Origin of the sequence: Mesorhizobium sp. dw_380, from assembly GCF_018588885.1 — a bacterium.
Lineage (GTDB): Bacteria > Pseudomonadota > Alphaproteobacteria > Rhizobiales > Rhizobiaceae > Mesorhizobium.
In genome coordinates, this window is sequence record NZ_JAFFIW010000001.1 from 12,825 (window position 1) to 25,401 (window position 12,577).

The 12,577-nt window shown below is 63.6% G+C and carries 12 protein-coding genes; 4 read left to right on the top strand and 8 right to left on the bottom strand.

The window, feature by feature from the left end:
• Window positions 1–7: 7 nt before the first annotated feature.
• Window positions 8–2,278: a phosphoenolpyruvate--protein phosphotransferase gene (ptsP, locus tag JT360_RS00055; RefSeq protein WP_214469453.1), complete on the bottom strand. Its 2,271-nt coding sequence runs from the start codon at window positions 2,276–2,278 to the stop codon at window positions 8–10.
• 80 nt (window positions 2,279–2,358) lie between these two features.
• Complete coding sequence (locus tag JT360_RS00060; protein WP_214469454.1) at window positions 2,359–3,612, bottom strand: aspartate kinase; 1,254 nt, start codon at window positions 3,610–3,612, stop codon at window positions 2,359–2,361.
• A 247-nt stretch (window positions 3,613–3,859) separates the two neighbouring features.
• Here JT360_RS00060 and JT360_RS00065 point away from each other — a divergent pair, with 247 nt between their 5' ends.
• Complete coding sequence (locus JT360_RS00065; protein ID WP_214469740.1) at window positions 3,860–5,698, top strand: CHASE3 domain-containing protein; 1,839 nt, start codon at window positions 3,860–3,862, stop codon at window positions 5,696–5,698.
• 19 nt (window positions 5,699–5,717) lie between these two features.
• On the opposite strand, the gene JT360_RS00070 is transcribed toward JT360_RS00065, so the two are convergent.
• Window positions 5,718–6,287: a putative glycolipid-binding domain-containing protein gene (locus JT360_RS00070; protein ID WP_214469457.1), complete on the bottom strand. Its 570-nt coding sequence runs from the start codon at window positions 6,285–6,287 to the stop codon at window positions 5,718–5,720.
• 184 nt (window positions 6,288–6,471) lie between these two features.
• Between JT360_RS00070 and ubiG the strand changes: the two genes are divergently transcribed.
• On the top strand, window positions 6,472–7,221 hold the full coding sequence (ubiG, locus tag JT360_RS00075) for a bifunctional 2-polyprenyl-6-hydroxyphenol methylase/3-demethylubiquinol 3-O-methyltransferase UbiG (protein ID WP_214469459.1): 750 nt from the start codon (window positions 6,472–6,474) through the stop codon (window positions 7,219–7,221).
• Between the two features lie 165 nt (window positions 7,222–7,386).
• On the opposite strand, the gene JT360_RS00080 is transcribed toward ubiG, so the two are convergent.
• Together JT360_RS00080 and JT360_RS00085 are read right to left on the bottom strand one after the other, a co-directional pair.
• Window positions 7,387–7,896, bottom strand: coding sequence for a flavin reductase family protein (locus tag JT360_RS00080; RefSeq protein ID WP_214469461.1), 510 nt, complete (start codon window positions 7,894–7,896; stop codon window positions 7,387–7,389).
• Window positions 7,897–7,966: 70 nt separating this feature from the next.
• Window positions 7,967–9,091, bottom strand: a complete 1,125-nt coding sequence (locus JT360_RS00085; protein ID WP_214469462.1) for an LLM class flavin-dependent oxidoreductase — start codon at window positions 9,089–9,091, stop codon at window positions 7,967–7,969.
• Window positions 9,092–9,202: 111 nt separating this feature from the next.
• Here JT360_RS00085 and JT360_RS00090 point away from each other — a divergent pair, with 111 nt between their 5' ends.
• Window positions 9,203–9,796 carry a winged helix DNA-binding protein gene (locus tag JT360_RS00090; protein ID WP_214469463.1) on the top strand — a complete coding sequence of 198 codons (594 nt, stop codon included), beginning with the start codon at window positions 9,203–9,205 and terminating at the stop codon, window positions 9,794–9,796.
• A gap of 11 nt (window positions 9,797–9,807) precedes the next feature.
• On the opposite strand, the gene JT360_RS00095 is transcribed toward JT360_RS00090, so the two are convergent.
• On the bottom strand, window positions 9,808–10,698 hold the full coding sequence (locus JT360_RS00095; protein WP_214469464.1) for a DMT family transporter: 891 nt from the start codon (window positions 10,696–10,698) through the stop codon (window positions 9,808–9,810).
• A gap of 97 nt (window positions 10,699–10,795) precedes the next feature.
• Here JT360_RS00095 and JT360_RS00100 point away from each other — a divergent pair, with 97 nt between their 5' ends.
• The gene (locus tag JT360_RS00100; RefSeq protein WP_214469465.1) at window positions 10,796–11,281 is read left to right on the top strand and encodes a MarR family winged helix-turn-helix transcriptional regulator; all 486 of its coding nucleotides are present in this window, start codon (window positions 10,796–10,798) and stop codon (window positions 11,279–11,281) included.
• A gap of 4 nt (window positions 11,282–11,285) precedes the next feature.
• Here JT360_RS00100 and JT360_RS00105 read toward each other — a convergent pair whose 3' ends face one another.
• Together JT360_RS00105 and JT360_RS00110 are read right to left on the bottom strand one after the other, a co-directional pair.
• Window positions 11,286–11,711: a DUF1178 family protein gene (locus tag JT360_RS00105; RefSeq protein WP_214469466.1), complete on the bottom strand. Its 426-nt coding sequence runs from the start codon at window positions 11,709–11,711 to the stop codon at window positions 11,286–11,288.
• Window positions 11,708–12,574 (bottom strand): carbon-nitrogen hydrolase family protein, encoded by an 867-nt coding sequence (locus JT360_RS00110; protein WP_214469467.1) that lies wholly within the window; start codon window positions 12,572–12,574, stop codon window positions 11,708–11,710. The genes JT360_RS00105 and JT360_RS00110 overlap by 4 nt, the downstream gene beginning before the upstream one ends.
• Between the last annotated feature and the right edge of the window lie 3 nt (window positions 12,575–12,577).

Genomic DNA, 12,577 nt, shown 5'->3' on the forward strand with positions numbered 1-12,577 from the left:
GAGGGTGCTACAACGGGATCGAGCGGTCGTCGGCAAAGGCCTGTAGCAGCGCCCGCATCGGCAATCCCTGCGCCGGCGCCATCAGATTGTCGTCGAAGAACGCCGTCAGCTCCTCCAGCGGCAGCTCCGTCAGCATCGCCTTGACCGGGCCGATCGAGGCCGGCGACATCGAGATCGAGCGGAAGCCGAGGCCGATCAGCGCCATCGCCGAGATCGGCTTGCCGGCAAGTTCGCCGCAGAGCGTGACCGGCGTGTGGTTGCGGGCGCCGGCGTCGGCAATCTGCTTGAGCACGCGCAGGAAGGGTGCCGACAGCGTGTCGAACCGGTTGGCCAACTGCGTGTTGCCGCGGTCGACCGCCATGACGAACTGGAACAGATCGTTCGAACCGACAGAAACGAAATCGACCGCCTTCATCAGTTCGTCGAGCTGGAACAGAAGCGACGGCACTTCCAGCATGGCGCCCAGTTTGAGGCTGGTCGGCAAATGATGGGCGAAGCGGGACAAATGCCGCACCTCGCGGTCGATGATCTCGCGCGCCTGGGCGATTTCGCCAAGTTCGGTCACCATCGGCAGCATCAGCTTGAGTTCGCGCCCGCCGCTGGCCTTCAGCAGGGCGCGAATCTGCGTGCGCAGCAACCCTGGCCGGTCAAGCGTGAGCCGGATCGCCCGCCAGCCAAGCGCCGGATTCTCTTCCTGGATGGCGCCTTTGAAGTAGGGCAGCACCTTGTCGCCGCCGATATCGATGGTGCGGAAGGTGACCGGCTTGCCGCGCGCCGCCTCTAGCACGTCGCGATAGAGTTTCTCCTGCGCTTCGGCGCGCGGAAAGGTCGAGGCGACCATGAACTGCAGCTCGGTGCGGAACAGGCCAATGCCGGCCGCGCCCGCCTCGGCAAGCTGCGGCAGGTCGACGGCAAGTCCGGCATTCATCAGCAGGTCGACCTGGACGCCGTCCTTGGTCGTCGACGGCTTCTTGCGCAGCTCGCGATAGACCTCCTGCCGGCGCGCGCGGAACCGCACCTTTTCGGCATAGGCAGCTTCGAGATCGGACTGCGGCCGCAGATGGATCGTGCCTTCTTCGCCGTCGACAATGATGGCATCGCCGTTTTCCGCCATGGAAACGGCGCCCTTCATCTGGCCGGCGACTGGAATGCCCATGGCGCGGGCGACGATGACGACGTGGCTGGTGGCCGCGCCATCCTCGAGCACCAGCCCGCGCAGCTTGTCGCGGGGGTAATCGAGCAGTTCGGCGGCGCCCATCGAGCGGGCGACGATGATGGCGTCCTTGGGCAGCGAGGCGGCGACATCTTCCGGCCCACGTCCCATCAGCTGGCGCAGCAGCCGGTTGGCGAGGTCGTCGAAATCGCTCATCCGCTCGCGCAGATAGGGATCGGTCATGTGCAGCATGCGGGCACGCATGTCGCTTTGTACCTTTTCCACCGCAGCCTCCGCCGTCAGGCCGTTGCGGATCGCCTCTTCCAGGCGCCGCACCCAGCCGCGGTCGTTGGCGAACATGCGGTAGGCTTCCAGCACCTGACGGTGTTCGCCCTCGAACGCGACGTCGCGGCGCTCCAGCATGTCGTCGATGGAGAGCCGCAGCGAGCCAAGCGAGGCTTCGAGCCGCCGGACCTCTTCTTCGCTGTCCTCGTTGAACAGATTGGTGACGACGATGCGCGGCTCGTGCAGCACGACATGGCCAAGCCCGACGCCTTCGTTGAAGGACAGGCCGGTGAAACTGACCGGGCGTCGCAAATCGAGTTCGAGGCCCGGCCGGGTCAGCCGCGCCAGATCGCCGGTGGCGATCATCTCGGCGATGACCATCGCGGTGGTTTCCAGCGCCTCAACCTCGTCGTCGCGATAATGGCGCATGGTCTTGTTCTGGACGACAAGGACGCCCAGAGTGCGCCCTGCCCGCAACACTGGCACGCCAAGGAAGGAATTGTAGATCTCTTCCCCGGTCTCCGGCAGATAGGCGAAAGCCGGGTGTTCCTGCGCGTTGGACAGGTTGAGCGGCCGCGCGCTGGCGGCAATCGTGCCGACAAGGCCCTGCCCCAGCCTCAGTTGCGCCAGGTGGACGGCGTTCGGGTTCAAACCTTCGGTGGCGTAGAGCTCGAGCACCGAATCTGCGCGCAGCACGTAAAGCGAGCACACTTCCGCGACCATGTTGGAGGCGATGTCGCGCACGATGCGGTCAAGCCGCTCCTGCGGCTCCAGCGGCTCTTGCATGAGCTCGCGGAGCCGTTTCAGCAAAACGCGCGGGCCACTGGCCTGGTCACGCATCGCGGCTTCTTCTCCAATGAAACACTTGCCGGCGCAGTTTCCGCCGCGGCCGGCACGCGCGCAACAACTGATTCAGTCTGCTACTGCTTATCCAGACCGTAGACGGAATGCAAAGTGCGAACCGCAAGTTCCGTATACGGACCGTCGATCAGTATCGAAATCTTGATCTCGGAGGTGGTGATGGCGCGAATGTTGATCGCCTTGTCGGCCAGCGCCTTGAAGGCGGTGGCCGCGACACCGGCGTGGCTCCTCATGCCGATGCCGATAACCGAAACCTTGGACATGCCGGCTTCCGACTGCACGACATCATAGCCGACCTCGGCCTTCAGCCGATCGAGCACGGCAAGCGCCTTGTCGACGTCGCCCGATGGCACCGTGAAGGTCATGTCGGTGAACTTGCCGTCCTCGGAGATGTTCTGGACGATCATGTCGACGTTGATGTTGGCCTCGGCAAGCGGCCCGAAAATGCCGGCGGCGACGCCTGGGCGGTCGCCGACGCGGCGCAGCGAAATCTGGGCCTCGTCCTTGGCGTAGGCAATTCCGGTGACGACCTGCTGTTCCACGATCTCTTCCTCGTCGCAAATGAGCGTTCCCGGAGGATTGAGCAAATCCCCCATTCCGGGCGCGTCGGGATCGTCGAAAGACGACCGCACGAAGGTACGCACCCTGTGCACCATGGCAAGCTCGACCGAACGCACCTGCAGAACCTTGGCGCCGAGCGAAGCCATTTCAAGCATTTCCTCGAACGAAATCTTGGCCAGCCGGCGCGCTTTCGGCTCGATACGCGGATCGGTGGTGTAGACGCCGTCGACATCGGTGTAGATGTCGCAGCGGTCGGCCTTGACCGCCGCGGCGATGGCCACGGCGCTGGTGTCGGAGCCGCCACGTCCGAGCGTGGCGATCCGATTGTCAGGCCCGATGCCCTGGAAGCCGGCGATCACGGCGACCTGGCCTTCGCCGAAGCGCTTGACCAGGAAAGCGCCGTCGATGTCGAGGATGCGCGCCGCGCCATGCGCGTTGTCGGTCTTGATCGGGACCTGCCAGCCCTGCCAGGAGCGGGCATGAACGCCCATGTTCTGAAGCGTGATCGCCAGAAGGCCAGCCGTGACCTGCTCGCCGGAAGCGACGACCGCGTCATATTCACGCGCATCGTGCATCGGCGATGCCTCGCGCGTCCATTGGACCAGTTCGTTGGTTTTGCCGGCCATCGCCGAAACCACCACCGCCACCTCATGGCCGGCGTCGACCTCGCGTTTGACGTGACGCGCCACATTGCGGATGCGGGCGATGTCGGCGACGGAGGTTCCGCCGAATTTCATCACGATGCGCGCCATGGAAGCGAAATGCCTTTGACTGAAGCCGGCCTGGAGCCGGAAACGGAGGAAAGCGCCCGGCTGCCGCCGGCCGCTCAATGCGCGGCCTCCTTAGCCAAATGATGAAGGTTTCGCAAGGCTGGCCGCGGACTGCCGGCTTCAAGAAGACTGCATATTGCCTTCCAGGCCAGTGCCGCTTACCAAATGTGACCCGCGAGGAATTCCTTTTGGTTCGGCAGAATAGATGATTGCCCGTCTTCGGCGTGCCATGCGATGGCAATCGGTACCACTCGTCACCGGCTTCGCTGTATTGGCGCTGATCGTCGGCGCCCGTGCCGTGCTCGTCGAAAGCCAGCGAGCCAATCGCGCCGCCGCTCGCGAGACAATCGAGTATCAACAGTTGCTTTCCGGGCTGCTTTCAATGGCGCAGGACGCCGAGAGCGGTCAGCGCGGCTATCTCTTGACCGGCGAGAAATCCTATCTCGAACCTTACCGGAAGGCAGTCGATGCCATTCCGGGGCAGCTCTCCCGCATCGACGCCATGACGGCTTCGGACGACCAGCTCGTCCAGCAGATCAATCACATCAAGGACGCGCTTTCGCAAAAGCAGGCTGAACAGGCCCGGACAATTGCCCTCTATGACAAGGGCGACGCGGCCGACGCGCTGCAACTGGTCCGCAGCGGACAGGGCAAGGCCGCCATGGACGAAATCCGCACCAGCATGGATACGATCCGCCGCATCGGCGCCGCCGACATCGCCGCGCGCGACGAGCACACGGACCGAGTTGAAATCTGGTTGCGCATCGGTTCGCTGGCGGCCCTGCTGGCGATCTTCCTGCTCGGCGTCTACACCATCCGCGAATCCCGCCGCCGCTTCCGCGACGTTGTCGTCGGCCAGGAAGAGCTGATGCGCAAGAACATCGAACTCGGCAACGAGATCCAGACGCGTGAAAAAGCCGAGTCGCAGATACGCCAGTTGCAGAAGATGGAGGCCGTCGGGCAACTGACCGGCGGCATCGCCCACGATTTCAACAACATGCTGGCGGTGATCCTCAGCGCGATGAACCTTGCCCAGCGCAAGCTGAAGCGCGGCGAGCACGACTTGGAAAAGCTCATCGAGGCCGCGGCCGACGCGGCCAGCCGTGCCGCCAATCTGACCTCCCGGCTGCTTGCCTTCTCCCGCCAGCAGCCGCTGGCACCGCAGGTCGTCGACGCCAACCGGCTGGTGACCGGCATGTCCGACCTTCTGCGTCGTGTTCTGGGTGAAGGCATCCGCATCGAAACGGTTCTGGCGGGCGGCCTGTGGAAAACCCACGCGGATCCCAGCCAGATCGAGAATGCGATTCTCAACCTGGCCGTCAATGCCCGTGACGCGATGGGCGAAGACGGCAAGCTGACCGTCGAAACCGCCAACAGCCATCTCGACGACAGTTACGCCACCACCCATCCCGAGGTGACCGCCGGCCAGTATGTGATGATTGCGGTCAGCGATACCGGTGAGGGCATGCCGGCGGATGTGATGGCGAAGGCGTTCGAGCCCTTTTTCACGACCAAGCCGGTCAACAAGGGCACGGGACTTGGGCTGAGCCAGGTGTTCGGCTTCGTCAAACAGTCGGGGGGCCACGTCAAGATCTACTCCGAACCGGGCGAAGGCACGACGGTCAGGATCTACCTGCCCCGTTTTTTCGGACCGGAGGAGGCGGCAGTACATGCCGAGCGCGGCGACAGCACCGCCAAGGTCACCGAAACGATCCTCGTCGTCGAGGACGACGCCGGCGTGCGGGCCGCCACGACAGAGGCCATGCGCGAACTCGGCTATACAGTCATCCACGTTGGAAGCGGTCAGGAGGCTCTTGAGAAGCTAGCCGCGACACCTGGCATTGCCCTGCTTTTCACGGACATTGTTATGCCGGTGATGAACGGCCGCAAGCTCGCCGAAGAGGCGGTGGCGCGCCAACCCGGCCTGAAAGTCGTCTTCACCACTGGTTTCACCAGGAATGCCGTCGTCCACAACGGCGTGCTCGACCATGACGTGCACTTCCTGGCCAAGCCGTTCAGCATCGAGCAACTGGCCGCGAAGCTGCGCGATGTGCTGGACGCGAAATAGGCAGCACCAGAGCTTCGCCTCAGTCCGACGCTGCCACGCTCGTCCACAGGCCAGGATAATCGACGACGAAGCCGTGCGGCGAAGCACGGAGTATCTCCTCATAACCGAACATCGGCGCGGCATAGGCGTAGCGGGTCCCGTCAAGGCGACGATAGCTCTGTTCCAGACGCACCAGTTCCAGCGCAGGGAAGGTCAGGTAGGCAGCCGGAGCGGGCATCGTCTCCCCGATGCCGAGAGCGAGCCGGCGGATCGCCAGCAGGTTCGACGCCGGCGTGAAACCAAGGTCGACGTCGACGAGGCCGGCAACACCGTTCTGCGGTTCACCGTTCAGCATCCACCGGCCGTCGGAATCGCGTTCGATCTCATAGTGCAGCTTGCGCATGCCGAGAAAGCCTTCGACACGCGCCGATCGGGTGCGCCAGCCGGCGTCGCAAATCACCTCATAGGCAAGGCAGCATGGTTCGCCGTCCTGGACGACGATGGCCTGTCCCTGGAGACTGAACCCGCCGTCGGTCTGCGAAAGCAGGCAGGCGTCGTGGCCTTCCACATCCAGCCGGCGCCACAGGATCGAAGCCATCTTCCGTGTCATCGTCGTCTCCCTTTGAACTCAAAGCGTATCCTCTCTTCGCCCGCCAGGCCGATTGTGTTTCGCCCCCAATGCCCGGCAGGTGACATGTCCTGACAGAGCGCATTGCTTGGCCAGTGGAGGAAAAATGCTGCCTTGACATTCGCGGCCTCACGCCCGACTTCCTAGCGTTCGAGGAGACCAAATAATGCCAGAGCCCCGACGATCGACGATCGATGCCGGAGAAGTGGAACGCTTTTCCGCCCTTGCCGCCGAGTGGTGGAACCCGAACGGCAAGTTTCGTCCGCTGCACAAATTCAACCCGGTCCGGCTTTCCTATATCCGCGACCAGATAGCGACGCGCTTCGGCCGTGACCCGCGTGCGGCGCGGCCTTTCGAGGGCCTGCGCATCCTCGATATCGGCTGTGGCGGCGGTCTTCTTTGCGAGCCTATGGCGCGGCTTGGCGCCGAGGTGGTCGGAGCAGATGCCTCCGAGACGAACATCGAAGTGGCGAAGCTGCATGCGGCCGAGGGCAATGTGAGCGTCGACTATCGCGCCACGACCGCCGAGGACCTTGCCGATGCCGGCGAGACATTCGACGTCATTCTCAACATGGAAGTGGTCGAGCATGTCGCCGATATCGACCTGTTCGTCGCCAAATGCGGTCAGATGGTCCGGCCCGGCGGCATCATGTTCGTGGCCACCATCAACCGCACGCTGAAGGCGCTGGGGCTGGCCATCATCGGCGCCGAATATGTGCTGCGCTGGTTGCCGCGCGGCACCCACCAGTTCGGCAAGCTGGTGCGTCCGGAAGAGCTGGAGAAAGCGCTTGGTGGCGCCGGCCTGACCGTTATCGATCGCACCGGCGTCACCTACAATCCGCTGGCCGACCGCTGGGCGCGCTCGAAGGATATGGACGTCAACTACATGGTGCTGGCGGAAAAATCATCGGTCTGACCACGTTCGCGGAATTCGCACCAAGGATGTGTTGAGATTCAGGTCAGGCAGAGTCGAAAATGGTGGGTTCCGAGAACCGGAGCGGAGCGTACTTTTCGTACGTGAGCACCGGAAGCGCAGGAAGCCGCCGTTTGCAGACCGGCCTCACCTGAATATCGATACATCCTACGCATCGAGCGGCCGGTAACCGCCCCGCCAGTAGATCAGCGCCTGGCCGGCATCGTGGGTGCGCACCGCCTCGACCGAGCCGATGACAATGGAATGCGTGCCGCGATCGATCATCTCGTCGAGGCTGCAGTCGAACGCGGCCACCGCGTCCGAAAGCAATGACGCTCCGGTCTCTAGCGTGATCCATTCGGCGCCCTCATAACGATCCTTGCCCTTGATGCCGCCAAAGCCGGAGAAGCGCTCGGCCACACGCTGGTGCTGAGGCCCGAGCGAATTGACGCCGAAATGCCGGTAGCGCTCAATGACCGGCCAGGTCGACGATGATCGGTTGACGCAGGCGATGACCTTGGGCGGTTCGGCCGACAGCGACACCACCGAAATGACGACCAGGCCAGAGCGGTCCTCGCCAACGCCGGCGGTGATGACGCTGACATTGCCGACGATGAGCCGCATGGCGGCGCGGAAATCGGCGACCCCGACAGGGCCCTCTCCCGAAGCTGTGGACATAACCTTCTCCTTCGCAGCCCTGAAGCGGTTCGTCGTTTCATGAAAACGACGAACCACTCCTGGAATTACTCTAAGCCGCCGACTGCATCGCGGCCGGTGCGATGCGGATGCCTCTTTGTTCGAGAATGGGTAGCACGGTGTCGCGGAAATAGGGGAATTCCTCGGCATAGTCGACGAAGGACAGCGTCGACCCGCGAAACCCGGCCTCGTGCAGGTCTGAGATCCCGTCGGCGACCTGATCGGGCGTGCCGGTGAGCGGGAAGCCGCCATGGCCCGCCGCCATGCGATCGCGAATAAGTGCCAGCAGATCATGCGGGAACGACTGCGCATGGGCGAATTGCAGCCGCACCAGATTGTCGACCGCCGCCCAATCGGCATTGGTGCGACCGAAATGCTCGAGATAATCCTTGGCTTCCTTCTCGGTCGGCCGGCAGACGACATGGGCAAAGGTCAGCACATCGACATTGCTGCCGGCAGAGATCGCCTGTTCCTTCAGTGCGGCGATCTCGTCGCAGGAGCGCGCCAGGTCGATCGCCGGCGTGAACAGGAAATCGGCATTGCGGACCGCGAATTTGCGGCCCTCTTCCGATCCGGCGGCATTGAGGATCGGCAGCCGCGACGACGGACGCGGGTCGCCGAGCACGTTCCTGAGCTTGAACCAGGTGCCGTCCCAGTCGAAAGCCTCTGTGCGCTCCCACAGCGCCCTGACGATATCGAACCACTCCTGCGCATAGCCATAGCGCGTCACGTGGTCATCGGGCAGAATCAGGCCAAGCGCCTCATATTCCGGCTTGTTCCAGCCGGCGACGATGTTGAGGCCGATGCGGCCGCGGCTGATCTGGTCGATGGTCGCCAGTTGCTTGGCGACGACCACAGGATGGTTGGCCGCAGTATGGGTGGTGGCGAAAACCGTGATGTTGCGGGTAAGCGCCAGAAGCCCGGCCGCCCAGGTGATCGTCTCCAGCACATTGCCGTGAAAGTTGGTCTCGCCGCCATAGCCGATCCAGCGGGCAATCGGCAGCATGAAGTCGATGCCGGCCTCATCGAGCAGCTGCGCCAGCCGCAGATTGTTGTCCCAAGAACTGACCCAGCGTTCGGGGACCTTGGTGACCGTCATGCCGCCGGAACAGTTGGACGCGAAAGTGCCGAGGAAGAAAGGCTGCGCATTGGGTGCGGTCTTGTCGAGCATGCTCATCGGTGGTGTTCTCCTCATTTTTTCTTATAATTTATGATAGAAAGTCTATCATAAATCCATGTAGACGCAATCACCGGTATCGGCGCATGCTGACAGTGGGGGAACAGGCAGATGACTGAACGGCGCAAATCTCTGGAAACACAGGCCGAATTGCTGGATCGCGGCTGGCATCTGGCCCGCACGCCGCTGGAAATCGACGTCACCGAAGTCGAGTACGCGCTGATGCGCTCCTACGAGGCGTTCGGCCATTGGCAGGCCGAATGCCTCGCCACGGTGATCGAGTTTTCCGCCAGCGGACCGGAGAACGCGCTGCTCCACATCATCCGCATGAACGACCGTCCGAAAAGCGTGCGCGATCTTGCCCAGATGACCAACCGCGACGACATTCCCAACATCCAGTACAGCTTGCGCAAATTGCTCAAGGGCGGTTTGATCACGCGCACCGGCAGCGGCAGGGCCGGCGTCACCTACGAAGTGACGCCGCTTGGACATCGCGTGACCGAGCGTTATGCCGACATCCGTTCCGTCCTGCTGATCGAAGCCGTGACGCGCATTCCCGAAATGGCCGACAAGCTCGAAGAGGTCGCGCGCACGCTCGAACTGATGACCGGCATCTACGAACAGGCGGCGCGCGCCGCCGCCACGCACCGCCGCCGGCATCCGAGGCCGGAGCCCGGCGGCGGCGCCGACGATGGCGCGGATTGAACCCTGGAGGCTCAGGCTTTCTGGCTTTGCGCCCTTGTGGTGATGAACACGCCGGCAGTGATGATGACGGCGCCGGCCCAGGTCAGCAGCTGATAGTGCTCGCCAAGGAAGATCGTGCCGGCAAACAAGCCGACGGCGGCCGCCACATAGCCGATCTGGCTGAGATAGACCGGGCCGCCGACCGCCTGCAGCCGGAAGAAGAAGGCAAACATCGCCGACGCGGAGGCCACCTGCGCGACGACGATCAGCGGCACGCCGCCGAGCGGAACGAAAGCCTTGACACCGAACAGGGCGAGAATGCCGGCGAGCAGCAGCGTTGCCGACGCCAGATGGCTGCCGACGGCCAGTTCGATCGGGCCGGTGCCTTTAGGCCAGTCGACGGTGCGATAGATGTTGCCGGCGGCGAGACTGACCGGGATCAGCAATCCCATCACCACCCAGAACAGATCGGCCGGCTGGCCGGCCTCGCCGCGCGTTACCGCCACCATGACGGCGCCGACGAAGCCGACGGCGATGCCGATGATGCCCAGCATATTGGGGCGCCGGACACGCAGCAGGATCGAGAACACCAGGGTGATGACAGGCGAAAGCGTGAACATGATGCCGGTGTAGCCGGCGCCCAGATGCGGTATGGCCGAGAACATCAACAGATTGGGAACGGCGTAAGACACCGCCGCGGTGACGAAGAAATAGCGCAGTTTGTGCAGGGTGAGCCGGATGCGCTGACCGCGCAGCAGAAGCACGCACAGCAGCACGCCGCCGGCGCCGAGCGAAATGACGAAGGCCCAGACCATGGCCGGCACGCCGGCCGCCGTGCCGAGCTTGCCGAAGGGCAGCGTCAGGCCGAGCAGGCCACCGGTGACGATAAGCAGGCCGAGCGCCGAATCCCAGAGAAGTTTCATGATCGAACCTTGTCGTGCGCGGCCTCTTGGCCAGCATTGCATCTTGCGATAAGATAATGCAAAGATTCTTAACGTCAAGATATATGATGGTGAGACAATGGACAGGGCAGCGCGAGCGATCGAGCAGTGGAAACGGGAGCGGCCGGATCTGGATGTCTCGCCGATGGGTGTGCTCGGGCGATTGAATGAGGCATCATCGCTGATCGCCCGCGATCGTCTCGCGCCGCTGTTTGCCCGTTATGGATTGCAGTCCGGGGAGTTCGATGTGCTGGCGACGCTGCGCCGCTCCGGATCACCCTACGCGCTGATGCCGACCGCGCTCTACGAAGCAACGATGGTGACGTCGGGCGCCATGACCAACCGGCTCGACCGGCTCGAAACCTCTGGGTTGATCAAGCGCGAGCCACACCCCAATGACCGGCGCGGCATCGTCGTGCGGCTGACCGAAAAGGGCCTCGCCTTGATCGACGAGGCTGTCACCGCGCACGTTGCCAATGAGCACGAGATTCTCGCGGGCCTGACCCGTGCCGAACAGGAGACGCTTTCGCGTCTGCTCGAGAAATTGATCGGCAGCGTGAGCTAATCGCTTAGTTGCGGTCGTCCGGAAACACCGGGATCGGCATGAACTCGACGCCGTCATCAGCCAGGCTCTTGGCCTCGTCCAGCGTTGCCTCGCCATAGATGCCGCGCGGGTCGGATTCGCCGAAGTGGATCTTGCGCGCTTCCTCGGCGAACTTGTCGCCGACATAGTCGGCATTCTCGCGCACCTTCTCGGCCATCGCCTTCAGTTGCGCCATGGCTTGCTTCTGCGCCTCGCCCATGGCGAGCGCTATGGTTTCCTGCTTGCGCGCCGTCGAAACGGCGGGCGCCATCAGGGCCTTCTGCACCTTGTGCGAGCCGCAGCTCGGGCAATCGACAAAGCCGCGTTTCTTCTGGGTGTCGAAATCGTCATTGCTGCGAAACCAGCCCTCGAACTCGTGCTCGTTTTCGCAGATGAGGGAAAAGCGGATCAAGAGGCAGCACCCCTGAGACGCGGCGCCTCCAGCGCACCGGCATTGATGGTGAAATCCCGCGCATTCTTCAAATTGGGGATCTTCTTGCGCGCCGCGAGCGACTGCGCCGGGTCGATCTCGGCGACGATCACATCAGGCTCCTCATGCGCGGCTTCGGCGATGATGCGGCCCCACGGATCGACGATCAGCGAATGGCCATAGGTCTCGCGGCCGTCTTCATGCAGGCCGCCTTGCGCGGCGGCGACGACATAGGCGCCGTTCTCGATGGCGCGGGCCCTCAGCAGCACATGCCAGTGTGCCTCGCCGGTCTGGCGGGTGAAGGCGGCGGGTACGGTCAAGAGATCGGCGCCGGCCAGCGCCTCGGCGCGGAACAATTGCGGGAAACGTAGGTCATAGCAGACCGCGAACCCCAGTTTCACGCCCGCGACCTCGGTCACGACAGCCTCGGTGCCCGGCTCGTAAGCGGCGGATTCGCGCCAGCTCTCGCCATTGTCGAGATCGACGTCGAACATGTGGATCTTGTCATAGGTGGCGAGCGTGGCGCCGTCCGGGCCGAACAGCAGCGCCCGGTTGGCGAGCTTGCCGTCGGCACGCAGGATGGCGGTCGAGCCTATATGCAGGAAGACGCCGAGTTCGCGCGCCAGCCTGTGCGCGGTTGCGACGACGACGTCCTTGTCTTCGGATGTGAAGGAAGCGGCACGCGCTTGCCTGTCGCGGATCAGCGCTCCGGTCATTTCCGGCGTCTGGATGTAGGTCGCGCCTTGCGCCGCCGCCCTGCGCACCAGCCGTTCCAGATCGACCGCATTGCGCTCGGGGCTTTCGCCTGAACGCATCTGCACCGCCGCTGCCTTGAAAACACCCATCGT